Origin of the sequence: Halobacillus massiliensis (assembly GCF_900166625.1) — a bacterium.
GTDB classification, from domain to species: Bacteria; Bacillota; Bacilli; order Bacillales; family Halobacillaceae; genus Halobacillus_A; species Halobacillus_A massiliensis.
This window is the reverse complement of the sequence record NZ_LT800499.1, coordinates 2,102,671-2,129,119: the sequence shown is the minus strand read 5'-3', so window position 1 is coordinate 2,129,119 and position 26,449 is coordinate 2,102,671. Positions and strand designations below refer to the sequence as shown.

32 protein-coding genes are annotated in these 26,449 nt (G+C 40.6%); 1 reads left to right on the top strand and 31 read right to left on the bottom strand.

The window, feature by feature from the left end; translation table 11 throughout:
- Window positions 1-7 precede the first annotated feature (7 nt).
- The 9 genes from B7E06_RS10605 to B7E06_RS10565 all read right to left on the bottom strand — a co-directional run bounded on the left by B7E06_RS10605 (window position 8) and on the right by B7E06_RS10565 (window position 7,126).
- Window positions 8-1,666, bottom strand: coding sequence for a cytochrome c biogenesis ResB family protein (locus tag B7E06_RS10605; RefSeq protein WP_082233954.1), 1,659 nt, complete (start codon window positions 1,664-1,666; stop codon window positions 8-10).
- Window positions 1,667-1,693: 27 nt separating this feature from the next.
- Window positions 1,694-2,245, bottom strand: coding sequence for a thiol-disulfide oxidoreductase ResA (resA, locus tag B7E06_RS10600; RefSeq protein WP_082233953.1), 552 nt, complete (start codon window positions 2,243-2,245; stop codon window positions 1,694-1,696).
- 54 nt (window positions 2,246-2,299) lie between these two features.
- Window positions 2,300-3,028: a pseudouridine synthase gene (locus B7E06_RS10595; RefSeq protein WP_082235979.1), complete on the bottom strand. Its 729-nt coding sequence runs from the start codon at window positions 3,026-3,028 to the stop codon at window positions 2,300-2,302.
- A gap of 124 nt (window positions 3,029-3,152) precedes the next feature.
- Window positions 3,153-3,668, bottom strand: a complete 516-nt coding sequence (locus tag B7E06_RS10590) for a spore maturation protein (protein ID WP_082233952.1) — start codon at window positions 3,666-3,668, stop codon at window positions 3,153-3,155.
- Window positions 3,665-4,252: a nucleoside recognition domain-containing protein gene (locus tag B7E06_RS10585; protein WP_082233951.1), complete on the bottom strand. Its 588-nt coding sequence runs from the start codon at window positions 4,250-4,252 to the stop codon at window positions 3,665-3,667. Before B7E06_RS10585 ends, B7E06_RS10590 begins: the two co-directional genes overlap by 4 nt.
- Entirely contained in the window at window positions 4,240-5,316 is a 1,077-nt protein-coding gene (locus B7E06_RS10580) for a D-alanyl-D-alanine carboxypeptidase family protein (RefSeq protein ID WP_082235978.1), read from the bottom strand. The genes B7E06_RS10585 and B7E06_RS10580 overlap by 13 nt, the downstream gene beginning before the upstream one ends.
- A 111-nt stretch (window positions 5,317-5,427) precedes the next feature.
- Window positions 5,428-5,757, bottom strand: a complete 330-nt coding sequence (locus B7E06_RS10575; protein ID WP_143414484.1) for a hypothetical protein — start codon at window positions 5,755-5,757, stop codon at window positions 5,428-5,430.
- Window positions 5,758-5,780: 23 nt separating this feature from the next.
- Entirely contained in the window at window positions 5,781-6,380 is a 600-nt protein-coding gene (gene scpB / locus B7E06_RS10570; RefSeq protein WP_082233949.1) for an SMC-Scp complex subunit ScpB, read from the bottom strand.
- Entirely contained in the window at window positions 6,377-7,126 is a 750-nt protein-coding gene (locus B7E06_RS10565) for a segregation/condensation protein A (RefSeq protein WP_082233948.1), read from the bottom strand. Before B7E06_RS10565 ends, scpB begins: the two co-directional genes overlap by 4 nt.
- Window positions 7,127-7,337: 211 nt before the next feature.
- On the opposite strand from B7E06_RS10565, the gene B7E06_RS10560 reads away from it, so the two are divergent.
- A complete protein-coding gene (locus B7E06_RS10560) occupies window positions 7,338-7,799 on the top strand; it encodes a DUF309 domain-containing protein (RefSeq protein WP_082233947.1) in 462 nt (153 codons plus the stop codon).
- A 33-nt stretch (window positions 7,800-7,832) separates the two neighbouring features.
- Here B7E06_RS10560 and B7E06_RS10555 read toward each other — a convergent pair whose 3' ends face one another.
- The 22 genes from B7E06_RS10555 to B7E06_RS10450 form a co-directional block, all read right to left on the bottom strand.
- On the bottom strand, window positions 7,833-8,198 hold the full coding sequence (locus B7E06_RS10555; protein ID WP_082233946.1) for a GNAT family N-acetyltransferase: 366 nt from the start codon (window positions 8,196-8,198) through the stop codon (window positions 7,833-7,835).
- Window positions 8,199-8,509: 311 nt separating this feature from the next.
- Window positions 8,510-8,944: a peptidylprolyl isomerase gene (locus B7E06_RS10550; protein WP_082233945.1), complete on the bottom strand. Its 435-nt coding sequence runs from the start codon at window positions 8,942-8,944 to the stop codon at window positions 8,510-8,512.
- On the bottom strand, window positions 8,925-10,253 hold the full coding sequence (lysA, locus tag B7E06_RS10545; RefSeq protein WP_082233944.1) for a diaminopimelate decarboxylase: 1,329 nt from the start codon (window positions 10,251-10,253) through the stop codon (window positions 8,925-8,927). Before lysA ends, B7E06_RS10550 begins: the two co-directional genes overlap by 20 nt.
- Before the next feature lie 109 nt (window positions 10,254-10,362).
- On the bottom strand, window positions 10,363-11,826 hold the full coding sequence (locus B7E06_RS10540) for a spore germination protein (RefSeq protein WP_082233943.1): 1,464 nt from the start codon (window positions 11,824-11,826) through the stop codon (window positions 10,363-10,365).
- 34 nt (window positions 11,827-11,860) lie between these two features.
- Complete coding sequence (gene spoVAE, locus B7E06_RS10535; protein ID WP_082233942.1) at window positions 11,861-12,211, bottom strand: stage V sporulation protein AE; 351 nt, start codon at window positions 12,209-12,211, stop codon at window positions 11,861-11,863.
- Window positions 12,208-13,224, bottom strand: coding sequence for a stage V sporulation protein AD (gene spoVAD / locus B7E06_RS10530; RefSeq protein WP_082233941.1), 1,017 nt, complete (start codon window positions 13,222-13,224; stop codon window positions 12,208-12,210). Before spoVAD ends, spoVAE begins: the two co-directional genes overlap by 4 nt.
- A gap of 14 nt (window positions 13,225-13,238) precedes the next feature.
- Window positions 13,239-13,691, bottom strand: a complete 453-nt coding sequence (gene spoVAC / locus B7E06_RS10525) for a stage V sporulation protein AC (RefSeq protein WP_082233940.1) — start codon at window positions 13,689-13,691, stop codon at window positions 13,239-13,241.
- A gap of 15 nt (window positions 13,692-13,706) precedes the next feature.
- Window positions 13,707-14,120, bottom strand: coding sequence for a stage V sporulation protein AB (locus B7E06_RS10520; RefSeq protein WP_281249067.1), 414 nt, complete (start codon window positions 14,118-14,120; stop codon window positions 13,707-13,709).
- The gene (locus B7E06_RS10515) at window positions 14,104-14,718 is read right to left on the bottom strand and encodes a stage V sporulation protein AA (protein ID WP_082233939.1); all 615 of its coding nucleotides are present in this window, start codon (window positions 14,716-14,718) and stop codon (window positions 14,104-14,106) included. The genes B7E06_RS10520 and B7E06_RS10515 overlap by 17 nt, the downstream gene beginning before the upstream one ends.
- Before the next feature lie 101 nt (window positions 14,719-14,819).
- Window positions 14,820-15,569, bottom strand: a complete 750-nt coding sequence (gene sigF, locus B7E06_RS10510; protein WP_082233938.1) for an RNA polymerase sporulation sigma factor SigF — start codon at window positions 15,567-15,569, stop codon at window positions 14,820-14,822.
- A gap of 11 nt (window positions 15,570-15,580) precedes the next feature.
- On the bottom strand, window positions 15,581-16,021 hold the full coding sequence (spoIIAB, locus tag B7E06_RS10505; RefSeq protein ID WP_082233937.1) for an anti-sigma F factor: 441 nt from the start codon (window positions 16,019-16,021) through the stop codon (window positions 15,581-15,583).
- Window positions 16,018-16,371: an anti-sigma F factor antagonist gene (spoIIAA, locus tag B7E06_RS10500; protein WP_082233936.1), complete on the bottom strand. Its 354-nt coding sequence runs from the start codon at window positions 16,369-16,371 to the stop codon at window positions 16,018-16,020. Before spoIIAA ends, spoIIAB begins: the two co-directional genes overlap by 4 nt.
- A gap of 91 nt (window positions 16,372-16,462) precedes the next feature.
- Window positions 16,463-17,635 (bottom strand): D-alanyl-D-alanine carboxypeptidase family protein, encoded by a 1,173-nt coding sequence (locus B7E06_RS10495; protein ID WP_082233935.1) that lies wholly within the window; start codon window positions 17,633-17,635, stop codon window positions 16,463-16,465.
- Window positions 17,636-18,629: 994 nt separating this feature from the next.
- Window positions 18,630-19,931 carry a pyrimidine-nucleoside phosphorylase gene (locus B7E06_RS10490; RefSeq protein ID WP_082233934.1) on the bottom strand — a complete coding sequence of 434 codons (1,302 nt, stop codon included), beginning with the start codon at window positions 19,929-19,931 and terminating at the stop codon, window positions 18,630-18,632.
- Window positions 19,932-19,954: 23 nt separating this feature from the next.
- Entirely contained in the window at window positions 19,955-20,767 is an 813-nt protein-coding gene (locus B7E06_RS10485; protein WP_082235976.1) for a purine-nucleoside phosphorylase, read from the bottom strand.
- 19 nt (window positions 20,768-20,786) lie between these two features.
- The gene (gene deoB, locus B7E06_RS10480; protein ID WP_082233933.1) at window positions 20,787-21,965 is read right to left on the bottom strand and encodes a phosphopentomutase; all 1,179 of its coding nucleotides are present in this window, start codon (window positions 21,963-21,965) and stop codon (window positions 20,787-20,789) included.
- A gap of 96 nt (window positions 21,966-22,061) precedes the next feature.
- Entirely contained in the window at window positions 22,062-22,949 is an 888-nt protein-coding gene (gene xerD, locus B7E06_RS10475; protein ID WP_082233932.1) for a site-specific tyrosine recombinase XerD, read from the bottom strand.
- A gap of 3 nt (window positions 22,950-22,952) precedes the next feature.
- Window positions 22,953-23,171: a DUF4227 family protein gene (locus B7E06_RS10470; RefSeq protein ID WP_082233931.1), complete on the bottom strand. Its 219-nt coding sequence runs from the start codon at window positions 23,169-23,171 to the stop codon at window positions 22,953-22,955.
- A 204-nt stretch (window positions 23,172-23,375) separates the two neighbouring features.
- Window positions 23,376-23,837: a ferric iron uptake transcriptional regulator gene (gene fur / locus B7E06_RS10465; protein WP_082233930.1), complete on the bottom strand. Its 462-nt coding sequence runs from the start codon at window positions 23,835-23,837 to the stop codon at window positions 23,376-23,378.
- A 109-nt stretch (window positions 23,838-23,946) separates the two neighbouring features.
- On the bottom strand, window positions 23,947-24,585 hold the full coding sequence (spoIIM, locus tag B7E06_RS10460) for a stage II sporulation protein M (protein WP_082233929.1): 639 nt from the start codon (window positions 24,583-24,585) through the stop codon (window positions 23,947-23,949).
- Window positions 24,586-24,651: 66 nt separating this feature from the next.
- Entirely contained in the window at window positions 24,652-25,824 is a 1,173-nt protein-coding gene (locus B7E06_RS10455) for a TIGR00375 family protein (RefSeq protein ID WP_082233928.1), read from the bottom strand.
- Window positions 25,821-26,366: an NUDIX domain-containing protein gene (locus B7E06_RS10450; protein ID WP_082233927.1), complete on the bottom strand. Its 546-nt coding sequence runs from the start codon at window positions 26,364-26,366 to the stop codon at window positions 25,821-25,823. The genes B7E06_RS10455 and B7E06_RS10450 overlap by 4 nt, the downstream gene beginning before the upstream one ends.
- Between the last annotated feature and the right edge of the window lie 83 nt (window positions 26,367-26,449).

The window sequence follows — 26,449 nt, the reverse complement described above, 5'->3', positions numbered from 1 at the left end:
CACCCAATTATTTTCCCTCCTTATAGCCTGAATTATTCGTTTCTTTTATTTCCTGCTGATCTATAGGCGGTTCAATTCCTGTGCCCTCAATCACTTTATCGATTTCGCGCCTTAACGCGACCCAGTTTTTATTAGTATGACCCGCAATCCATACACCGTCTTCTTTAGGTTTCACCCAAATTCTTCTGTGGTTCCAGTACATCCCCTGGATAACACCAATCATAAATATAGCTCCGCCTAATGCAATAATTGGAAGCGTGTAGTCTTTACGGACCGTTAAGCCTGTTACATCACGGACATCAAAATCTACCAGTCCAACCTTATAGTCATTTTCACCGGTAGGATCGATGTTTGCACCAATTCCCGCGAAACTGACTTCAGGATCTGAATCTTCTCCAGGCTCATAGACATTGAATACAAATGCAGGGTTTTTAGGGAATTTCGATTGAGAAACCGGCTCTCCGTCCCGTAACGTATATTCAGGGAAATAAGAGTCAAGAACAATTCGATGACCACTATCGAGCTCATATTCACCTTCAGGATCACTTAGATCAATAGTGAATTCACCGTAGGATGTGTCCTCATTATCAGTATCATGAAGCTTAAATGTCATATTATGAAATTCATTCTGCTGGTAGCTGGCCTGATACAAAGTAAAGTTATCGATTTTAATTGGATGATTTACTCGAGCTTCGTCTTCTTTAATTTTTTTAAGTTCCGGTTCTTTTCCAACCACTATATCGTCTGTTCTTTCATAGAGAACCGCATTGGTTTGATAAGTTTTAGGTACTGGCTGTCCATTCCTTTGAATAGCTTCTTTAAAACGCTCATCATTTTCATCATATGTTTCTAATATAAAATCTTTATTTTCGATATAATACTTTCCTTCTGTCCCTGTTATTACTTTTGTTTCACCTTCACGAACCCAGATAAACTCATCAACAAAAAAAGCAGGAACAAAACGAAGCAGCGTTCCAAGTAAAAAGATAATAAGACCTATATGGTTGACATATGGCCCCCAGCGGGAGAAACGATTCTTTTCTGCTAACAGACTTCCATCTTCTTCACGTACTTTAAAGCGCTGCTTCTTTAAATTTTTGCGAAGTCGTTCTGTATTCACAGATTTAGATACTGTTTGACCAAACACCCGCTGTTTTTTCAAAAAGGTATCATGCCGTTTAGGCTTTTGAGTTTTAAGTATTTTGTATAAAGGAATAAACCGGTCAAGACTTGCAATGACAATGGATATCCCGATTAGAGCGAGCAGGAGCATGTACCACCAGGAAGAGTATAAATTGTGAAAACCAAGCTGGTAATATATCTGTCCTAATATTCCGTATTGATCTCTGTAATGTGTTGCTGGATTGGAGCCGGGAGGTATATACATCTCCTGCGGAAACACAGTACCTAATGCCGAAGCAATTAAAGTAGTGACAATCAGCCAAATCCCCACTTTAACAGATGAAAAGAAGTTCCAGATTTTATCGACAATTGTGCGATTATAGGTTTTTGAACGTCGTGCACTACCGTCATAACGCATGTTTAGCAACTGTTTTTCATCATTACCATCTAAATGCTGGTTTTCTTCAATCGGTTTTCCGCAGGACTCACAGAGCACCGCTCCTTCAGGGTTTTCATGTCCACATTCACAAATTATATTATTCATAGTAAAACCTCACAATTTCAATTGGACTTACGCCTCAGGAGTTATCTCGTTTAAGTAACCTTCTAGTTTTTCAAGTGTAAGCGGTCCCACCACATGGTTTTCTACTTCGCCGTCTGGATTAATAAAGAGAGTGGAAGGTATTTGTCCAACATTATACTGATCCATTACCTGACCATTCTTATCATGCAAAATTGGGAAACTTAACCCATATTTGTCAAGAAAGCGCTGTACTACAAGATCAGAGGTATCTAAATTTATTGCAAGAATTTCGACACCTTTTTCTTTGTATTTTGGATATACTTCTTCCATATAAGGCATTTCATCTTTACATGGTTCGCAGTAGGTAGCCCAGAAATTTATCATGACGCCTTTACCTCTTAGGTCACTGAGTGCAATGGTTTCATCCGAACCAAATTTTTTTAATTCGAAATCAGGGGCTTCTTCTCCTTTTGCTACTACGCTTTTATCATCGTTTAAGTTAGAAATTATAGCAAAAGCGATCAAACCTACCATCGCAGCCAGCATTACAGACCGAAAAACAAGCCGTTTTTTCTTTTTTTCTAAAGTTTTTTCCTTCATATGCTCTCACTCCCACAACATTATATCATTGTTAGGCTGTAGAAATTTTGAATATTATTTAACATTTTTATCAGCCAGCTCGCGCAGCTGTTTCACTTCATGAGGCTTTAATGGTCGAATGTCACCGGCATTCATGCCTTCTACAGTAATAAAACCATATTTTTCTCTTTTTAGTTTGTCGACCGGTACTCCAATCGCCTCAAACATTTTTCTCACTTGACGGTTTTTTCCTTCATGAAGAATAAGCTGTACGATTGCCGTATTTTTTTTCTGGTCAGTTGAAATAACTTTGGCATGTACTGCTTTTAACCGATCACCGTCTACATTTATTCCCTTTTTAAAGCTCTTTAATTGTTCAGTTGAAGGTATACCTTTTGTCTTGGCTACATATACTTTATCGATTTGATAACTTGGGTGCATTAACAGATTGGCGAAATCACCATCATTTGTTAAAAGCAAAACACCGGAAGTATCATAATCAAGTCGTCCGATAGGAAAGATTCGTTCTTCTACTTCCGGGAAGTAATCTGTCACTACTTTTCTCCCTTTATCATCCTTCACACTTGATATTACACCTCGAGGCTTGTAGAAAAGATAATAAACCGGCGGCTCTTTAGCAATCGGCACACCTTCTACCTCAACTTTGTCATTAGGTGAAACCTTCGTTCCTAATTCCTTCACTACTTTTCCATTCACGGTCACTTTACCTTGGACAATTAAATCTTCTGCTTTTCTTCGTGATGCCACACCAGCATGGGCGATCACTTTCTGCAGACGTTCCAAATCACTCATCGGATCGTCCCCCTATTATAGTTAATTCTATTATTGATACAGAGAACAGCATAAACAAACAGCATGAAGCCACGCTGGAAAGGTCCAGCGCGGCTCTTTCTCTCACTCTAATAGCTTATCCGCTAAAGAGAATGATTACAATAATAATTGCTGCTATTATACCAACAAGGTCGGCTAAAAGTCCAACTTTTAAAGCATCTCCCATTTTCCGGATTCCTACTGCCCCAAAATAAACCGTAATGATGTAAAGAGTTGTATCTGTGCTTCCCTGCATGACGGAAGCCAAATAACCTATTAAAGAATCGGGTCCAAATGTCCTGATAAGCTCTGTTGTCATGCTCAAGGCAGCCGTCCCGGATATGGGACGAATGAGAGCAAGCGGCAGGATCTGCTCAGGTATACCCAAAGCATTCATCAGGGGTTTAAAGACATAGAGTATAGCTTCCATTGCTCCTGAAGCCTGAAAGATGGCAATTGACACCATCATACCTAAAAGAAAAGGAAGAAGTGAGATGGCTATTTGAATGCCTTCCTTACTGCCGTCGACGAATACTTCATATGCCGGTACTCTCTTGATGGTCGCTGTAACGAGAACAATCAATATAATGAGGGGGATCAGCCAGATACTCATATTAACTTCCGCTGCCTTCTATAATAAAAGATGCGGTCAATGATCAAAGCGGCAACAGTAGAAATAATGGTAGCTAGTATAGTCGCTCCTATGATACTTGTAGGATCTGCTGACTCATATTTCATCCTTATTGCAATTACTGTTGTAGGTATTAGTGTTAAAGAAGAGGTATTAATGGCAAGAAAGGTGATCATTGACCGGCTGGCTTCATCCGAGCTGGATAGTCGTTTTAATTCCTTCATTGCTTTAAGACCCATTGGGGTTGCAGCATTCCCCAAACCGAACATATTGGCTGTCATGTTGGAAAGAATATATCCCAGTGCCGGATCATTTTCGGGTATATCAGGAAATAATTTTCGGACAAATGGCTTAAACAACTTAGCGAGACCTGCCAATAATCCGGCTTCTTCAGCGATTTTCATTAAACCAAGCCAGAATACAAGAACACCAAGCAGACTTAGTGTAATCATGACGCTTTCATCAAGTGTTTTAAATATCGCTTCATTTACTTCGCCCATCGTCCCATTAAAAGCAGCATAGATAATGCCGGAAACCGCTAAAAACACCCATATTAAGTTGACCACGGCTCTACCCCCATCATGCGTTTGAAAAACACAGCGCCAGATTGAATGAATGGATCGGCGGGTCTTTCTTTTAGCACTGGTGACTGAGTAATTTCCTGATCTTTAATACGGTAATGCCGAGTACCTACTTCCTTCTTCTTACCTTTCATTGGTTCAAATACAGCCTTCAGCTGCTTTCTTTCCTCATTTGTTAATGGGTATTCAATATCTTCCGGCAGGTAGTACAAGTCCCCGCCCGCTTTAATATAACCTTCTTTTTGCAAGTAATAGGTTTCATAGTTTTCGAAGCCCCATTCATACATCGATTGGTGATCATTCCAGTCACTTGGTGCATTCAAAGTAACAGCTATAAGCTCCATGCCGTCTTTTTCTGCACTGCTAACCAGCGTCCGACCCGCTTTCTTTGTAAATCCGGTCTTTCCTCCCGTTGTGTTCTCATAAAGCTTGGTCAGAAGCTTATTTTTATTCATCCACGGGTACGTACGATTTTCTGATTTGTAGGATGTACTTCCTGTCACTTCACGAAAGGTTTCGTTTTTCATCGAATAGGCCATAAGTAGAGCCAAATCATATGCGCTAGAAACGTGATTCTCCCCATCTAGTCCATGGGGATTTTCAAAATTTGAGGCTTCCATACCCAGCCAATCTGCTTTCTCATTCATCAGCATGGCAAAGCCTTCTACACTTCCCCCTACGTGTTCAGCTATTGCTACAGCAGAATCATTACCTGACCTCAACATAAGTCCATAAACAAGATCAATTAATTTTATTTTTTCACCTTTCGTCAGGTAAATAGAAGAACCTTCTGAACGAATCGCCTGATCACTGACTACCACATCTTCTTCAAGCTTTCCTGACTCAATTGCAAGTATGGCAGTCATTATTTTAGTAGTACTGGCAATTAATGAGGGTGTATAAGCATCTTTCTCAAACAACACTCTTCCTGATTTAGCATCAATTAATACGGCGTGTTCTGCCGATACATTTATGTTTGGCTGAGCTTTTGTTACCCCTGGAAACAGTACGGACAAAAGAAATATGATCATTATAAGTTTGAAAAACATGCGCTTCAATAGAGGTCTTCCTCCTATCTTGTTCTTTTAATTAAACCTATGCTTTCAGGTACAAGCTTATGAGAGCAGAAAAAAAAGCCTGCACAATCGCAGGCTTTTTTACTAGTTATAAAATTCGAGGGTGGAAGTAAGCTCAAAGTTCCCTTTTGACTCGATATCGTCAAAAGCTCTCTGTACAGCATTCAGATTCATTTCGCTTACAACTTGTTCAGCGTCTTCTTTTGAAATAGTCACGGAAGGTCTATGCTTTGCTTCAGGGTGTTTAATAAAATAAGCCAGTGCTAAAATGGGGGTTTTCCACTGCTCGCTGTTGAGGGAATCTTTGGCTGGCTCATAGTTGATCGCTACAGAGCTTGTGCTGCCTTTATCTTCGTAAACAATCAACGTAGCCGCTCCCTGTTCATGTGGGTGATCTACCTTCAATAGGTTCATTACATGTGCTCCTTTCATAAACATTAGGTATCTTCATAACTGCCCTGTCCTGTCTCTTCAAAACGTTCGAAAAAAAGATCAGCTTCATCTTCAATATCATTTGGCCCCTCAAGAGCTTTTAATGGAGGGAGCTCCTCAATGGAAGACAAACCAAAGTACGTAAGAAAATCAGTCGTTGTCCCAAATAAAACCGGGCGCCCTACAGCTTCCTTTCTTCCCTTTTCTTCTATTAAATTCCGATTGACTAACGTCTGAACGGCACGGTCACTTTTTACACCCCGGAGGTCATCAATCTCAATACGGGTAATCGGCTGCCTGTAAGCGATAATAGCAAGTGCTTCAAGTGCAGCTTGAGACAATCGGGTGGCCGATTTAGAATTCAAGACCTCTTGATAGAAAGAAGCATGCTCTGGTTTAGTAGTTAAATGAAGAGTTTCATTGGATTCCATCATTCTAATTCCACGTTGGGGGTGATCATAATCTTCCTGCATCTCTATTAATAATTCATCCAACTCTTGTTTCGTACAATTGAGAGCTTCCATTAATTTTCTTTTCACAATTCCTTCTTCTCCAGATGCAAAGAGCAGGCCTTCAGTCAAGGCTCGTTTCTCTTCTTTGTTCATGCTTGTTCCTCCATTTTATAAACAACTAATTCATCAAAATGATTCGGTTGTACACATGTAATATTTTTATTTTTCATCAATTCCAATACTGCTATAAATGTTACAACGATATGGGGTTTAGTCTTCTCTTTAAACAAATCGTTAAAGGGTGTCCCTTTACGGTCCACATTTATTTTGTCCAGGATTTCACCCATCCGCATTTGAATGGAAATTTCATCTCTCTTAATTTTAGTACCCTGTGACGAACGGCTTTTCGCTTGTTTTAAGAGGCGGTTAACAGCATCGATCATATCCAGCATAGAAACCTCATCAGGATCTAAAGGTTCGATAGCAGATCCGTTCTCCTCCGGCGGCTCTGCCTTAGGCCGTGTATAAACACGATTAACTTTTACTTCTTTTTGCTTCAAACTTTCGGCAGCACTTTTGAATTTTTTATATTCGATCAAGCGTTGCATCAATTCTTCCCTCGGATCCTCTTCCTCTTCGTCAGAAAAATCATCGTCAATTTGCTGAGCAGGAAGAAGCATCTGACTTTTCATTGCCAGCAGACTGGCGGCCATGACCAGGTATTCACTAGCAATATTCAATTCAAGTTCCTGCATCGTATGGATATAAGTCATGTATTGTTCAGTAATCGTGGATACCGGAATATCATAAATATCGATTTCATACCGATTAACGAGATGTAACAATAAATCAAGTGGACCTTCAAAGCCATCCAATTTCACGTGATAACGATCGGTCATTTTTTATCTTCCTTTTATCATTAGATATCTTGCTGATTGGCCTCATTAACTGCATCCTTCCAGCTTCAGCAGCGAAAACTTGCCTTTTAATAAAAGCCTCCTGATTAATAGTATCAGAAAAAAACTATACCGTTAATAGTCTTCGTCTAATCCATATAGCTTTACGAGGGACTTTAAGGCAGATATGATGGAAGAAGAAAGGTGCGTTGTTATGTTTCCTTATCGCTATGTAGAATATTTGGCTCATTTTCATGGAACACGCGACTATTTTGAATGTCATGAAGTACTTGAAGAGCATTGGAAAGAAACAGAGCCTCATAATAGAGACTCTGTCTGGGTGCTGCTGATTCAATTAGCCGTTTCACTCTATCACTTCCGAAGAAAGAACTACAAAGGCGCGGGGATTCTAGTGAATAAAACCATCAGTAAAATCAGCCGCAATGAAGATCAGCTGAAGGAATTAGGAATAGATCCCCATGAACTGGAACGCCTTACTCTCTTAACTAAAAAGAGAATAGAGAATAATTCAAATTATATTAGCCTTTACCTGCCGCTGACAGACCAGGCGCTGCTCCAGGAAACAAAGGATTTATGCAAGAAATGGAACGTTTCCTTTTGGAACCAAAGTAATCTCAAAGATACTAAGCTTGTGCATAAGCATAAAAACCGCTGAATAAAAAAAGGTGTCCCTAAACGGACACCTTTTTTATACTGGAGAGGATGGACTTTCTGCCTCGCATTTTTCAAAAAACTGTTCAGTCACCCGATCCGCTCTTACATCATATTCTTTTCCAAGCTGATGGCAGACAGACTGAATCATCTGCTTTCCTATACCCATGTTCCGATGGGAAGGATTCACGGACACATGCTGGATATAAGCTGTATTACCTTCTGTACGCACACCTATCGTACCGAGGATATCCTCCTCTTTCCATAAAAAAAGGTGCCACGTATCATTATTTTCATATTCCAGAATAATATCCTGCAGCTTCTTCACATCTTTACACTCTGGCATAAAGGAAAGAAGGCCCATGGCTATTTTTTCAAATGATTTTTTAAATCGTATTAACATAAATAACCCCTCGTATAACTAATTATATTTTTTAACCGCGGATTTAGTTAAAAGACAATTACAAGCCAGTAATATATGCCCCACGCTAAACCCATTACAAGCAGGATTGTAAAAAGGAACCAATTCTTCTTTTTCATTGCCCGCCTCCACTGCTTCAACTTGTCTAGGCAATAGCATACTGGATTTCTTACTAAGATTCAACCCGCTTTATAAATATAATAATTAATCTACGGCTAATTACCCATAGGAGGAGATCTCAGCATCGTTTTAATGATTCTTTTTACACTTGAAGGGCGGCAGTACTGCTCTTCTTATTTATCTTCCACACGTACACGCTGCATAACATCACCAGGACGGACACGATCAACAATTTCTACCCCGTCAGTGACACGGCCGAAAACAGTATGACGGCCATCTAAGTGAGGCTGTGGAGAATGACAGATAAAGAACTGGCTTCCTCCTGTATCTTTTCCTGCATGAGCCATCGATAATGATCCGCGTTGATGCTTGTGCGGGTTGCCTTCCGTTTCACATTTAATCGTATATCCAGGTCCTCCAGTACCATTTCCGTTTGGATCGCCGCCTTGAATAACGAAATCCGGAATGACCCGGTGGAAGGTTAATCCATCATAGAATTCGCTGTTTGCTAATTTCTCGAAGTTATCCACTGTGTTAGGTGCAGCTTCATTAAATAATTCAACCGTCATTTTTTCTCCATTTTCAAATTCAATCGTTGCTTGTTTCATATTCCATTTCCTCCTGCTTATTGTAAGATAAGTCCAACCGTGTAATATCTTCATATTTCTCGCGGCGGACGACTAATTGATGCTTTCCATTTTCGATAAAAACTACACCCGCTTTTCCGAAACGGTTATAGTTATTGGCCATCGCATAACCGTAGGCTCCGGTACTAAAAACAGCCATTAAATCATTAGGCTCTACTTCTGGCAGCTTCACATCCCATAATAGCATATCTCCTGATTCACAGCACTTCCCAGCTATAGCATATTCTTTAAAGTTTGGAAGGTGCATCTTATTGGCAAGAACCGCATCGTATTTCGCCTGATACAGGGCCGGCCTGATATTATCAGTCATCCCTCCATCTACAGAAGCATATGTTCTAACGCCTGGCACCTCTTTAATAGACCCCATTCGGTACAAGGTGACGCCCGCATCTCCTACTATCGCACGTCCCGGCTCAATCCAAATCTCTGGCATTGGATAATCCAATTGTTTAGACTGACTTTTCACTTCGTTAATTAATGCAATAGCATACTGGTCTAAAGCAAGAGGATCATCTTCCTCCGTATATTGGATGCCAAAACCGCCCCCCAGATTTAATACTTCTGCCTGGTAGGAGTACTCATCTCTCCATTTTTTCATTGTTTCAAACAGCTTAACTGTGGCAAGTGTGAATCCGCTTGTTTCAAAGATCTGTGATCCAATATGGCAGTGCAAGCCTTTTACACGAGTATATTCATTATCTAAAAGCAACTCAAATGCTTTTTGAGCCTGTCCGCTTGATAAATCAAAACCAAATTTCGAATCTTCCTGTCCTGTTAAAATATAGTCATGAGTGTGAGCCTCTATTCCAGGCGTCACACGAAGCAAAACATCCATTTTTACTTTCTTTTCTTTTAAAAGATCTGTTAATAGGGCAATCTCATAAAAGTTATCTACAACAATACAGCCTATTTTATATTGAACTGCCATCTCTAGTTCTGCCAGGCTCTTATTGTTTCCGTGCATGTGAATTTTCTCTACTGGAAAACCGGCCTGTAGAGCGGTATGAAGCTCCCCTTCAGACACAACATCGAGACTTAAATTTTCTTCTTTAGCTACTTGCAGCATAGCAATTGAAGAGAAGGCTTTACTTGCATATGCTACCTGGGCGGGTACGTTATGCTTTTTGAACGTCTCAACAAATGCTCTTGCATTTTTTCTTATTCGATTTACATCATATACATAAACAGGCGTTCCATATGCTTCTGCTATTTCTTCTGCTGGAACTCCGCCGATCAACAGCTGACCTTGGTTATTGACTTCACGATCCATAATACTTCCGCCTTTCTCCCCTTCTAATAAACAAAAATGCTCCTTTTAAAAGGAACATTTTTTAAAATTATCTTTAATTTATCACAACAACCCGCAGCGGGCAATCATCTTATCTCTGCCTGTGATTATTTTGCGGGTGCACGATGCTAGGACGGATTTTCCCAATCGGAATTGACATTCTAATCAGTATCTGTAAAAAGGCTTTTCCGTTGAATGGGATTAATGGCCAAAGATAAGGAGTGTTAAATGACTTCGTTCTTGCTAAGAACAAAACATACAATGTAGCAGCAATAATGAAGCCTTTCACACCAAAAATTGCGCTGAATATTAAAATTACAATCCGGCTCATTTTATTGGCGATTGCAAGTTCATAGCTAGGTGTTGCATATGAACCAATGGCACTGACAGCTACATATAAAATAACTTCTGGCACAAAAAGACCAACATTAATAGCAATTTCCCCAATTAGCACGGCAGCAATTAGCCCCATGGCTGTGGAAAGGGGGGTTGGAGTGTGTATGGCAGCGATTCTCAGCATCTCAATTCCTAAGTCAGCAATTAACAGCTGGGCGATTATAGGCAAAGTGCTTTCCTCGTTTGGTCCTATAAAGGCGAGGGAATCCGGTAAAAGGTCAGGCTGCAGGACGAAAAGCATCCAAAACGGCAGGAGAAATACAGAAGCAAACAATCCAAAAAACCTTACCCACCTTACAAATGAACCTACGGCAGGTGACTGTCTGAACTCTTCTGCATGCTGGACATGATGAAAATATGTCGTTGGAGTAATGATCATACTTGGAGACGTATCCACCATGACAAGGACATGTCCTTCAAGTAGGTGGGCGGAAGCGACATCCGGCCGCTCTGTATAACGAACGAGCGGAAAAGGATTTGCTCCCTGCTGCACAATAAATTCCTCGACCGTTTTATCTGCCATGGCCAGTCCGTCGATATTAATTTTTTTAAGTTCTTTCTTAATTCTCCTGACCATGCCCGGGTCTGCCACGTCTTCAATATAAGATATGCATATATCAGTATGTGATCTTTTTCCGATTTGAATCAGTTCATTTCTTAGTCTTTCATCACGGATTCTTCTGCGGGTCAACGCCGTATTTTCTATAATGTTCTCCGTATATCCATCACGTGATCCACGGACAACTTTTTCAGTATCCGGCTCTTCCGGTGTTCGTCCAGGATATGACCTGACATCAACAATGAATGCTTCTGTTGAGCCGTCTACTAATATTGCGATTAGTCCTGAAAGCACCTGTGTGACACATTTCTCAATGTTATCTACTTTTTCAACCTGCTGATGAGCCAGACTGTTATGGATAAGCTGAAATGCAGATTTTTTATCTTTAACTCCTTCATTAAGTTCAAAAAGCTGTCTCATTAATTCAACAATAACCGGAGTTTCACATAGCCCATTTATATAAAAAATGTTGACTTCTTTATCTAAAATCCTGAGCGTGCGGACACCCGCATCAAAGGACTTTCCAATTCCAAGACGATCTTTCATGATCTTCATATTTTGTTCCATTTTCATTACGATAGGTATCTTCTCTTCCGCCATATCTCCGCCTCCTTCCTTTGCCATAATCCATCTATTAACCTTTTGGCTTAAAGATTACCGCGATTATGAAACCAAATAATATTGCAGAAGCGATGCCGGCAGAGGTCAGCTCAAACATACCGACGGCCACACCAATAATTCCGTGCTCCTCCGCCTGTTCCATCGCTCCGTGCAGCAAATTATGGCCAAAACTTGTAATGGGCACAGTCGCTCCGCCGCCGGCAAATTCAATTAAATTATCATATAAATCGAAGGCATCGAGTAAAGCCCCAAGGACTACGAAAGATGTCATTACATGAGCGGGAGTCAGTTTTGCTACGTCTAGAAGCAATTGACCGACGACACATATTCCCCCTCCTACGAGAAAAGCCCATAAAAATGTCATGACGTGACCTCCTCCCTTGTAAACACAACCCCGTGAGCAATTCCTGGAATCGATTCTTTCTGCTGCAGCATCATTGGACTCATTAAAGCCCCAGTAGCGACGACAAGAATTCGATTATAAACTCCCTGCTTTAAGTCTTCTAAAAGTTTTCCATAAGTAACTACTGCCGAACAGGCACAACCGCTGCCGCCGCTGAATACAGGCTGGTCGCTGTGGTATATCAGCAGTCCGCAATCTTCATGAACTTCATTTACATTAAACCCGTCACTCTTCAGCATATCTCTTACAATAGGTGTACCAACTCCGGAAAGGTCTCCTGTTGCGATGATATCGTAATCTGATGGTACTCTTCCCATATCCTGAAGGTGAATTTTGATCGTATCCCAGGCAGCCGGGGCCATAGCGGATCCCATATCAAAGGGATCGGTAATACCGTAATCCATAACTTTTCCAATGGTAGCTGCTTCAATTCTAATAGGAGATGGATTTGTTGAAATGAGAGCTGCTCCACTTCCAGTCACTGTATATGTCGCGGTCTTCGGTTTCTGACCTCCATATTCTGTCGGGTAGCGGAATTGCCGCTCGGCCGTAGCATTATGAGAGCTTACTGCTGCAATAGCCTGCTTTGAATATCCACTTTCAATAAGAGCTGAAGCTGTAGCTAAAGTTTCCATTGAAGTAGAACAGGCGCCGAACATCCCAAGCAACGGTATGCCCAGTTGGCGGGCTACATAGTTTCCGGTAACATTCTGATTAAGCAGGTCTCCCGCTAGAAATAAGTCGATATTACTTTTATCAACACCTGATTTTTGCAGGCACGTATGAACAGCGTCAGTCATCAGCCTTCGCTCGGCGAGTTCCCAGTTGTCTTCATCACAATGTAATGTATCGTAGACTTTATCAAACGAATCTTTAAGCGGCCCTTCTCCTTCGAGTGGGCCAACTGCGGTACCAGTGGACTGGATATAGACGGGCTTTGTAAATGTCCACGTTTGTTTTCCTGTTTTTCCCATAGTTGTCACTTCCTCTAAAATATTGCACTAAATGCGAAACGGATAATTCCAAGTACATAAGCCGCTACAACGCCAAACACAATTACAGATCCTGCTACTTTAAAAAGGTTGGTTGCCACTCCGAGAACAAGTCCTTCACTTTTGTGTTCGAGGGCTGCTGCAGTAATGGAATTCGCAAAACCAGTGACAGGAACGGCAGAACCTGCTCCTGCAAACTGTCCCAGTTTATCGTATACACCAAAGCCTGTAGCCAGAGCCGCGAGCAGGATCAATGTCGCTACTGTAGGGTTTCCTGCATTTTCTTCACTAAAGTTAAACCAGTGTATATACATTTGAGTGAGAAGTTCACCAAAGGTACAAATAAGACCACCAATAATAAAAGCTTTTATACAGTTCCACACATATGGTGGTTTCGGCTGATATGTCTGGCTTTGTTTCTTATAATCTTTTGCATTAAATTTTTTCATAGTTCAAATCCTCCATTATTTAACAAAAATAACCCACTGAAAAAGAGATCCTGCAATTTTACCTAGAGATAATGCCATTAATAAAGTAAATAAATAACCTTCGATCCCTATTCTTTTAAACAGTAAGGGGAAGACATTAAGAACTTCGGTTAAGGCTGCAGCTAGCATGCCTACAAAAGCACCGTGAAAAAGTCCCCAGATGATAAGTAAAGGAATTGTCAGATGAAGGGGATAGTCGCCAAACGATAAATAAATCCCTGCAAAGACTCCCAGAATAATGGAAATCTCATACCATATTATCTTGGACACAGTCTGGCTTAGCTGCATTAGCCGCGGTACAATTCCAAGCACAGTAATAAAAGCAACAAAACCAGTGCCGACAGCTAAACCAGAAGCTAAACCAATGACTGCTTCAATGATCCTTATCATTTTTCTCCACCTTATTATCGTGAATAGCTGCATAATGATCTAAGTCTTCCTGGTACTTAAATACTTCTATTTCCATTGGATTAGGTTCATCATTAAAACGCTTATGAAACCAGTGGTTAAAAAATAAGATCATCCCAAGGCCAAGTCCAATGGAATAAGGAACTTGAATCCATAAAGGGTGCTTTACTTCCTCGCCTGTCAGCATAAAATGCAGTTTCTGCTGCACCAATTCCATGCTGACATCATAGTGAAAATTCATAATAGCCATCGCTGCACCTATAAATAACAATAGCCAGATGCCTGATACAATTAGAAGCGTAGGTTTTTTACGGTTTTTTTCCAGATGAACGACACAATAATTGGGTCCGATAATCTCCAGCTGGTGATCAGGATACCTGCTGATAACCTGTTCAATAATGGTTAAACTGTCCACTACAATCACATTTCGATCTTCAGCGGTTACCCTGTGGATAGGCATATCTTCAATTACAGACTTTTCCTTATCCACACCGGTAATCATGGCAATGTCTTTTATACGGATTATTTCTTGAACAGGAATACGAATCGACTGCTTCAAGCGCACATAAACCGGTCTCATTATCCACAATCGCCTCCTGCTTAAGAATCTCTTAGTTAGTATGTGGATCATTTACAAAATCATACAAAAAGAAAAAGCCGCGCTTTTTGCGCCGCTTTTTCTTAGCTCGTATCACTCATTAAGTGTTTCATTTGTTCGAGTATTTTCTTTTCAAGCCTGGAAACCTGTACTTGAGAAATGCCAATCCTTTCGGCCACTTCGGACTGTGTTTTATCCTTAAAATATCTTAAATAAATAATCAGCTTTTCCCTTTTTTCGAGAGTTTCGATCACGTCGTGAAGGGAAAGATGTTCAAACCATCTGGAATCTTCTTCAGCTATTTGATCAACAAGGGTAATAGGGTCTCCTTCACTTTCGTAAACCGTCTCATATATCGATTGAGGAGACCGCCCAGCTTCCTCAGCCTGAATTATTTCTTCATTACTTAGCTGAAGAGACTCAGCCAGTTCATTTATTGTTGGTGAACGTCCGTATTCTTTTAACAGCTCTTCTTTTTTCACTCGTATCTTATGGTAAGTTTCTTTAAGACTCCGGCTTACTTTTACACTGCCATCATCACGGATGAACCTTTGAATTTCACCGATGATCATGGGAACTGCATAAGTGGAAAATTTGACATCAAAGCTTAAGTCAAACTTGTCGACAGATTTTAATAGTCCAATACAGCCGATTTGATATAAATCATCTGGATCGTAACCTCGCCTTAAGTAACGCTGAACTACCGACCAGACAAGCCGGGTATTTTTCTCAATAAGAAAATGCCTTGCTTCCTGATCGCCTGCCTGGCTCTTTTTAATAAGTTCCCTGACTTCTGCGTCGGATAAGCGCTTTTCTTTAGTATCTGTCTTCATAGGCGCCCGTCCTAATTATAAATAGCCTTTGTTGAAGTTAACTGCTTTGCTAAAGTAATAATGGTACCTTCATCTTTTGCAGACTTTACATCTACCTGATCCATGAAGTTTTCCATTATTGTAAAGCCCATGCCTGAACGCTCCCAATCAGGTTTTGAGGTATAGAGCGGTTCTCGTGCTTCTTCTATATCTTCTATCCCGACACCATTATCCTTAATAATGATTTCAATTTGATCATCGTTAATGGAGCATTCCAAAATTACTTTTTCTTCCGGATTTTCTTCGTATCCGTGAATGATGGCATTTGTTACAGCTTCAGAAACGACTGTCTTAATATCAGTCAGCTCATCCATAGACGGATTCAGCGGGCTTATAAAGGAAGCGACGGCTAGCCTGGCCAGTGATTCATTCTGACTTATGCTCGAAAATTCAATTCTCATATGGTTTTTCATGACGCCACCCCCAGCATTTGCAGAGCAAAGTCTTCATTATCAACTAACCGAACAATTTTAAACATCCCTGAAAGGTCAAATAATCTCTTAACATCAGGGGAAACCGAACAAATCATCATTTCTCCATCAGCCGCCTGGATCTCTTTATATCTTCCAAGCATTACCCCTAAACCTGAACTGTCCATAAAGTTTAATTTTTCTAAATTAACAATGACATGATCGACCTCGTTCTGAGCCAGCTGAGCCTGCCATTCTTCACGAAGGTTGGTTGCTTCGTGATGATCAAGCTCGCCTTCCAGACGTACGAGTAAAATCGATTCTTTTGTGATAAATTCTACGGAAAGACTCAAGTACAGCTCCTCCTTATTAAATAGAGTCACTTAGACTTTTCGCCTTTAATCCCTATGTTTCCTGCTCGTTAACAATACTAGTGGTCATTCGCTAAAACTTCTCAATACCTGTCAAATTTCTAAACGTGCGTTCCCATAATTGTATAAAAGAAGCCTGTTTTACGGGTTCCTGGGCTTCAAGCCGCACACGTGTTACTTCTTCATTTCCTTTAGTAACTGTCAACCACCCTAAGTGATCTCCCTTATTAATAGGAAGTTCAGCGTCTTTTACTCCCGTTACTTTAGCTTCATATTTAGACTTTTCTTCATTTTTTCTTTTTAGTACGACAACATCTTTTTCAGGAACAAGTTTAAGTTCCATAGGTGTTCCTCTAATATTTTTTCTTACCTTCATTACATCGTCTTTACTATGAAGTTTGACACCTTCATACTGACTAAACCCATAATCAAGAAGACTGGCAACGGCTTGATTCCGCTCATTAGGTTTCTCTGCTCCCATGACGACGGCTATCATATGCAAATCATCTTTTTTGGCACTTGCAGTTAAGCAGTATTTCGCTTTCTGAGTAAATCCTGTTTTTAACCCATCCATTCCCGGGTAGGTTTTAAGTAATTTATTTGTATTAACTAACCAGAACTCATCTTCAGTTCCTTTGCGTAAATAATCTTCATAAAGACTCGTGTATTTCGTAATACCATCATGCAGCAGCAGTTCGCGAGCCATAACGGCCATATCATGAGCGGTACTGTAGTGATCATCGGCAGGAAGCCCTGTAGGGTTTTTAAAATTTGTGTGCTTTAACCCTAAATCCTTCACCTTTTGATTCATACGATCAACAAATTCTTCTTCACTTCCGGCAAGGTGTTCTGCCATAGCTACACTCGCATCATTTCCAGAGGCAACAGCAATTCCTTTTAATAAATCTTCAACAGCCATTTCTTCTCCTGCTTCAAGAAAAATCTGTGATCCTCCCATAGAAGCCGCATGCTCACTGACACGGACCATATCGTCAAGTTGTAATCTGCCTTTTTCTAACGCTTCCATGATCAGCAGCATTGTCATGATTTTTGTCATACTGGCCGGGGGAAGCTCTTTATTGGCATTTTTATCAAAAAGAGTCATTCCACTGTTTTTTTCCATAAGAATAGCTGATGATGCGTTCGAAGCCAGGGATTTTTTTGTATCCTGAGCGTGAACTAAAGTCGTAGGAATGAGCGTAAAAACAATACATGTTATTAATAATAAGTTTAGTAGTCGTTTCATTATGTTACCTCCTGCTTTTTAAGTGTTCCTATTTTTCCCTGTTCGGTTACTTCTATGCAGAAGGTAAAAAAAAACTGCATCCCTAATCGGATGCAGTTTTTCAATGATTTTATTTTCTCTAGTATTATGAGGTTAAGGTCCATGCTGAAGGTTTTCCGAAATTTTAAAGCCTGTTCCGTTTCTGTAATAAGAGAATAGTGGCTGGGAAATAACTCGCTTTCCACGGGGAGCCGGTGAGCTAGCTCGCTGCACTCGTGGATCTCACCATGGCTCTATCTCCCTGCAGGAGTCTCTTTATTGCTTCTTCTCAGAGAAAGACCTGTCCCGTTTATCAAGTTACGGAGAAAAGCGGCTGGGAAATAGCTCGCTTTCCGCGGGGAGCCGGTGAGCTAGCTCGCACTCGCGGATCTCACCATGGCTCTATCTCCCTGCAGGGGTCTCTTTATTGCTTCATATTCATTCTTCTCAGAGAAAGACCTGTTCCGTTTATCAAGTACGGAGAAAAGAGGCTGGGAAATAGCTCGCTTTCCGCGGGGAGCCGGTGAGCTAGCTCGTTACACTCGCGGATCTCACCTTGGCTCTTCTCCCTGCAGGAGTCTCGCCATTTCCCAGCCTCTTTACCGGCGATGGTATGAACGGAACGCAGTAGTTTCAGTAACTACTCTAGAAAATAGTTTTCTCTTACTAAATGTTCCGTTACTCCTAATAAACGCGAAGGGCCGGGGGAAAGGGCGAGACTCCTAGGGGAGGATAGAACAGGGGGAGATCCCGGAGGGCTAAAAGCCCGAGGAAACTCAGCGTTCACCCATGGAAAGCGAGTCGTTTCCCCAGGTCCGTTTCTCTTTATTCGACATACGGAACAGGTTTCTCATATTTCTGAGATCAAAGAAGTTTTTATAGGAGAGCCAAAAAAAAAGAAAACTGCACGAACTTTTCAAGTGCAGTTTTCTTTCAGCTAATAGAATATCTGTTCATCCTTATAAAAAAGGAAAAACTATTTAATGATTTTGTGAATTAATGAAGGAGCTTCAACTTTTTCAGAAGAAATGGTATAAGCTTCTTTAACTTTTTCTACTGAGTCAGCTGCGTCTTTATTATCACTGTGTAGGATAACCAGTGGTTCACCTACAGTTACAGAATCGCCGATTTTCTTATTTAAAGTAATGCCTACTCCGTGGTTGATTCTATCTTCTTTCGTTGCTCGACCTGCACCTAAATACATCGCCGCTACTCCAATGGATTCTGCGTCTATTGCTGTAACGTATCCATTCTCTTCTGCAAGTACTTCAATTACATGCTTTGCTGCAGGCAGCTTGGAAAGATCATCAATGACACTCACATCGCCGTGCTGTGCTTCAATAAAAGTACGGAAGGCTTTGAATGCTTTTCCATTCTCTAAATTCTGCTCCAATGTGTGATAAGCTTCTTCATAACTTTCAAATGCTCCTGCAAGTACGGTCATATGAGAGGCAATTTCCAAAGAGAGTTTTCTTAAATCTTCTACTTTTTTTCCTTGTAAGATTTCAGCTGCTTCTTTAATTTCATTGGCGTTACCTACTTCAAAACCAAGCGGCTGATTCATATCGCTAATAACGGCTACTGTTTTTCTTCCCAGGTTATTCCCGATATTAACCATTTCACGAGCAAGCGCTTCTGAATCTTCAAGAGTTTTCATAAAGGCTCCACTGCCAGTCTTCACGTCAAGAACAATGCTGTCTGCTCCTGAAGCTAATTTTTTACTCATAATTGATCCTGCAATCAGGGGCATTGAATTAACAGTACCTGTTACATCCCTTAGAGCATAGAGCTTCTTATCCGCTGGAGCAAGGTTGCCTGTCTGACCTGCAACGGCAAGCTTATGTTTATTAACATTATAAATAAAATCTTCTTTGGACATTTCTATTTCCAATCCAGGGACAGCTTCAAGCTTGTCGAGTGTTCCCCCTGTATGCCCTAGACCGCGGCCTGACATTTTGGCTACAGGTATGCCTGCTGAAGCAACGAGCGGGCCGACAATAAATGTTACTTTATCCCCTACACCTCCGGTTGAATGCTTGTCTACAATATGTCCTTCAATTCCTGAAAGATCAATAATTTCACCAGAGTCTACCATAGCTTGAGTTAAAATCGCCGTTTCTTTTTCAGTCATACTCTGAAAGTAAATGGCCATTGTAAAAGCAGATGCCTGATAGTCTGGGATTTCTCCCTTTGTATATCCTTCTACAAAGAACTCAATTTCTTCTTTGGTCAGTTCATGTCCATCTCTCTTTTTAACAATAACATCATACATTCTCATTGGTTTCCACTCCTATTACAAGCCTATGCCGGCAGAGTTTTTAGCAGATCTTTGACAAAACTTAAAAAGTCTTCTCTTACGTGGGCTGTTGTCTCGATAACTTCCTCATGAGTCAGGGGCTGATCTAGAATTCCGGCAGCCATATTGGAAATACAAGAAATTCCAAGCACTCGAATCCCGGCATGGTTGGCCACGGTTACTTCCGGGACTGTAGACATCCCTACAGCATCTCCACCCCATGTTCTTAACATTCTAACTTCGGCTCCTGTTTCATAAACAGGTCCTTTGTTTCCGATATATACCCCTCTTTGAATCTTCAGGCCCAGACGATCAGCACTCTTCATCGCATGGTCAATTAAACGGCGATCATAAGCTTCTGACATATCCGGAAAACGCGGCCCTAAATCATCGTCATTTGCACCGATTAAAGGATTATCGCCCATATTGTTGATATGATCTGTAATGACCATTAAGTCACCGGCATTGAACGACTCATTTATCCCGCCTGCTGCATTTGTTACAAACAATGTTTCCACACCCAGTTCTTTCATAACTCGAACAGGGAATGTCACCTGTTTCATATCATAGCCTTCATAATAATGGAAACGCCCTTGCATTGCGATCACCTGGCGTCCTTCCAGTTCTCCAATAACAAGCTGACCTTTATGACCTGACACTGTGGATTCAGGAAAATGCGGGATATCTTTATAGCTGATCTGAATAGGATTTTGTATTTCTTCTGCAAGCACCCCTAGACCTGAGCCTAAAATCAATCCTACAGCAGGTGTTGTAGTTAAATTTTCTCTAATAAAAGCAGCAGCTTCTTTTGTGTTCATTTTCATAATACTCAGCCTCCTATTTTATATCCTTTAAAAAGCTTGTGCCATGCTCTGGCATGTGTGCGGAGAAATTATCTGCAATAGTTGCTCCAATATCAGCAAATGTTAGACGTTGGGGGAGTTCTTTTCCTTCCGCAATTCCATTATGGTAAACAATTAAAGGAACAAGTTCTCTCGTGTGGTCTGTCCCATGATGGATAGGATCGTTCCCATGGTCTGCTGTAATAATCAGCAGGTCTTCATCTGTCATTTTTTCAAGCACTTCCGGCAATCGTGCATCATAAGCTTCCAGAGCGTCCCCATAACCTTGAGGATCACGGCGATGACCGAATTTTGCATCGAAGTCAACCAGATTTAAAAAGCTTACTCCTTCAAAGTCTTTCTCCATGGAAGCTACAAGTTGATCCATTCCGTCCATGTTGTCTGTTGTCCGAATAGCTTCGGTTACGCCTTCCCCATCATAAATATCGGAGATTTTCCCTAATGCAATGACATCTTTTCCAGAATCCTCCAAATAATTCATCACTGTTTGTCCAAACGGTTTTAACGCATAGTCGTGACGGTTGGATGTTCTCTCAAAAGCTCCCGGATTGCCGACAAATGGGCGGGCAATGATTCGTCCTACCATATATTTTTCATCTTTCGTTAATTCACGGGCATATTCACAAATTTCATATAATTCCTCAAGTGGAACTATATCCTCATGAGCGGCAATTTGCAGCACTGAGTCTGCTGAAGTATATACAATTAAATCACCCGTTTTCATATGATGATCTCCAAGCTCCACAAGAATCTCAGTACCCGAAGCAGGTTTGTTACCTACAATGCCGCGTCCTGACTTTTCCTTTATTTTGTCTAATAGCTCATCAGGAAAGCCGTCTGGAAATGTCCGGAACGGCTGTGGAATGTGTAGACCCATTATTTCCCAGTGTCCAGTCATTGTATCTTTACCATTTGAAGCCTCTACCATTGTTGTGTAATGTGCTTTAGGCTTTTTCACTTCTTCAATTCCTTTGATTTGACGGATGTTGCTTAAGCCCAGCGATCCCATATGCGGCATTTTTAAACCGCCCATATGCTCAGCGATATGGCCAAGTGTATTAGCACCTTTATCATTAAACTTTTCAGCATCCGGAGCTTCTCCTATACCTACAGAGTCCATAACTATTAAAAACACTCTTTTAAATGAATTCATTTTAATAACCTCCTAAATAATACTTTTCCCCAGCTGCATAAAACTACGCTTGATTCTAGGTTGTAGGATGTCAGACAACTTAAAATAAAAAAGAAATTACGCTCTTGGATGATAAGAGCGATAAACATCTTTTAAACGCGATTTTGTCACATGTGTGTATATTTGTGTTGTAGAAATATCTGCATGCCCTAACATTTCCTGAACGGCCCTTAAATCAGCCCCATTTTCCAGTAAATGAGTGGCGAACGAGTGACGCAGTGTATGCGGCGTTATTTCTTTAGTAATACCGGCCTCCAGGGCAACCGCTTTCAACACTTTCCAGAATCCCTGTCTGGATATCGGGGAACCATGGTGATTAACAAACAGCTGCTCTGTCCGCTTATTCTTAACGAGCTGGCCCCGCGGACCTTCCAGATATTTTTCCAGCGCCTCTTTCGCCATTTCCCCTAAAGGAATGATCCGTTCTTTTGAACCTTTACCCATACACCTGACGAATCCCATCATTAAGTGCAAGTCGCTTACTTTTAAAGAAATGAGTTCTGTTACTCTAAGACCTGTGGCATACAGGATCTCAAGCATGGCTTTATTTCTGGCACTCAACGCATCTTTTACCGGAAGACTTAATAATTTCTCGACATCATCGGAAGAAAGAACTTTTGGAAGGGTGCGATCCTTTTTGGGTGTTTCTATATGTAAGCTGGGGTCCTGATTGGATAATTTTTCACGTATCAGAAACTGGTGAAAAAGCCGTATAGAAGATAAAAGCCTTGCTACTGTTGCAGGTGAACGGCCTTTATCATTCAATACATATAGGTATTTCATAATATGAGCACGGGAAACGTGTTCCCAGTCCTCAATTTTTTCTGACTCGTGTAAAAACAAAAGGTACTGTGTCAAGTCTCGCTTATATGATTGGATAGTATTTGATGAGAGCCCCCGCTCTACTGTCAGATAGTGAAAGAAATCCTCTAAAGCAAACTTCATCTTTTATTCTCCTAGCTGAAAGAATATGAATAATCTATCGGTCCATTCAGGATCTACAGAAGTTGATACCTTAACTGCCGCCCCGCCTGGCGGATCGTATCTATGGCTTCTTTCATGCTGATCGTGAATGACTCGCAAAGCCATATAGAATAAGCTCGTACAAACCGTAAAAATGATGAGCACTTTAATCAATTCGTTAAGTTGATGATTACTTTTATTCATAGGCCCTCCATAAAACATTTATTTATAAAGGATATGCCTATTTTGCGATGAAATATACTTTATTTGCTCATACAAGATTAAACTACACGATTTTATTATTTTTGTAAATAGAAATGATTAAAGGGCTTTCTAAAAAATCAGAAGGCTCCTTTAAAATTAAAATACCCGTGAGACACTTATTCTCTCACGGGTATTACGTAAATATTAAGATGATGAATTGGAAACCGCTGCTTTCTGACAGACACGGCATATACCGTGAAAGGTCAGGCGGTGGTCTTTTACTTCAAATCCCCATTGTCCTTCAATAAGTTTCTCAACATCTCCAAGCAGATCTTCCTCAATTTCCTCAACGGATCCGCACTCAATACAGACGAGATGATGGTGAAAATGCTCGGCCCCTTCTTTACGAAGGTCATACCTTGAAACGCCGTCACCAAAATTAATTTTGTCCACAACTTTTAATTCAGAGAGCAGTTCAAGTGTTCGGTAAACGGTCGCTAATCCAATTTCAGGTGCTTTCTCTTTTACGAGGAGGTATACATCTTCAGCACTTAAATGATCAGCTTCATTTTCTAAGAGAACGCGAACTGTCGCCTCCCGCTGTGGAGTCAGCTTATAGCTCTGTGAATGCAGTTGTTTTTTTATTCGCTCAATGCGATGTTCCATGTCAATCGCCCCTCCCGCGTAATACCAATTTTATTATAAGCAGTGACAGAAGGAGTGTCAAATTATAATTATTATAAAATGTTAATGATAATCATTATTAAAAAGATGTTTATTTAAATAACCAAGTAACAGCGGCATCAAGCAGCGGCTGGGCTATAAATACTTCAATGACCGATGCTACCATTAGACAAGCTGTCAATAGGCCGAACAGAGCACTGTATTTAGCAAATGCCTGCATGATTGGCTGGTGAACCCGCTTAATAAATAGCTGTTTACACAATGTTAAGGAAAACAGAAGTGCTAAAGCCCCGGCAAATAAGTAGATCGGTATAATTAGAATGTTTTGAGGGGCGATGGATGCTGATGAAAGCAGCAGTCCATACCAGCCCATCTGATTAACTAAAAAGCCGACAGAGAATCCAACAACAAGGCCTTTTATAAACAATAAGACAGTGATGACCGGCATGCCAATTATCGAAATTCCAAGAAAAAACAGCAAAAGCATATATTTTATATGGTAAAACATGCTTTCTTTTAACAGACTTGAACGTGAAGTATCTTCAGAAAGTGTCATCTGTTCAAAAAACTGTTTTAAATAAAAGAATAAATCTTCTTTTTGAACAAAGTTCATACTATTAACAATGATAGCTCCAAAAATCATACCCATAATAAAAAGTACAAAAATAAAGACAAATATGCTCATATGGTTATGAATATCTTTTTTCACTAACTTAACATTTCGATGCATGGAAGCTTCATCCTTTCTCCTCTACTACGACTACTCTATGAAGAAAGAATAAAAAATAGACCAAATTTAAGAGAGATTTTTTGCTACTTTTCCGTAATGTCCTCCCCCTCCGGATTCAATCTTAAGCTTCCCTGCTCGCATCAATGTTATCGACTCGGCTACCTGTTTAGTAACTACTTCACATAGATTGCTATAAGAAGCCTCATGCAAAACCGCCATTTCCGTGCCAAAAGCATCCAGCAGCTTTTCATAGGTTTTTTTCCCTACCCCGGGAAGATAGTCAAGAGGCACTTGATAGATGTAAGGCGGCCTTCTTGGGGGTGAAAAACCGTTACTCAACTCTTCTATACGATCAGATACACCTTTAACTATTTTATTTGATCCGCAGTTTTCGCAATGAACTTGAGAACTTTTCGCATGCCAATAGCACATGGCACAAACAGACTGATGATATTTCCCGAGTTTTGGGTTCATCCCATAGTTAGAAATAATTCCGCATTCATCCTCACTCTTCAGAGCTTTTGCAAATTCCTCAAACGACAACCGGTTTAGCTGCAGCTTCTGGTATTCTCTCGCTATCTTTCCAGAGGAGTGCGCATCAGAATTCGTAAGAAGTGGAAAATCATGAAGCTCTGAAATACCGTCAGCCATTCCTGTATCTGAACTTAAGCCAAGTTCTACTGCATCTATTAAATGATACTCAAATACTTCACTCAGGCTCTTTTTTACACCTTTACCGTAAAGACTCTTATAAGGAGTGAAAATATGAGCGGGAATAAACAATCCGCCTAATTGCCGAACTTTTTCCTGAAGCTCAATACCTTTCCCATAGAACCTTTGGGAACTAAGATGAATATTAGTCATTCGTTCTGCAAGCCACGAGCTGAATACTTTCATTTTTTCCAAAGTCGGAAGATAACAGAGAACATGGATTGGTCCGCTGCATCTTGAATCATAGATTTCTATCTCACTACCGAGAATTAGCAGCGTTTTTTCGAACAGTACCCCTCCCCTGGTTAATTCTGAAGCCATTCCTCGTTTGATTAGATCGATCAGTTCCTCCTGTACTCGCGGAGCCTGAGCATCTATCACTCCGACTAAGTCAATTCCTTTTCTTCTGCTTGCCGTTTTCAAAATTTCAGTAAGTGTTAAGTTTTTTGATCCAGTAATCTTTACAGGGTGTCCTTGCCAGTCTCTGCCTATGTGAACATGAAGGTCGGCAAAGAAATGAGCAGTCACTTTTGCTCCCTCAATTTTAAATATAGAAGGGCGTAGGAAGTTTTAGCATCATGTATTCTCTCTTCTTCCTCCAGCTTCTCGGCTTCAGTTAGAGTCAGTTCCATAAGCTCCACGAACTCATCTTCATCTCCGTCTACTTTTTCTTCAAGCTTTGTAAGATCATTCGTATAATAAACATGGACGAGTTCATCGGCAAACCCGGGGGAAGTATAAAATGTACGGATCAACTTTAAATTATCAGAAGTATATCCCGTTTCTTCCTCCAGCTCACGCTTAGCTGTTACAATAGGCTCCTCACCTTCTTCAAGCTTGCCGGCGGGAATCTCTACCATACTTTTTTCCATCGCTTTACGATACTGCTCTACAAATATAATTTTGCCATCTTCCTTTTGAGCAATTATCGCTACCGCTCCCGGATGCTTAATGATCTCTCGTTTAGATGTATTCCCATCGGGTAAAGTAACACTGTCAACCTTTAAATGGACGATTCTCCCTTTATAGATCTCCTCAGATTCTGTGGTGACTTCTTCAAATTTACGCACATGCTTCATCCTCTCTTAAAGTCTATAAATAGTTTATCATAGGGAGAGAAAAGACTTGAACTATAACCTTATATAAAGCTAAA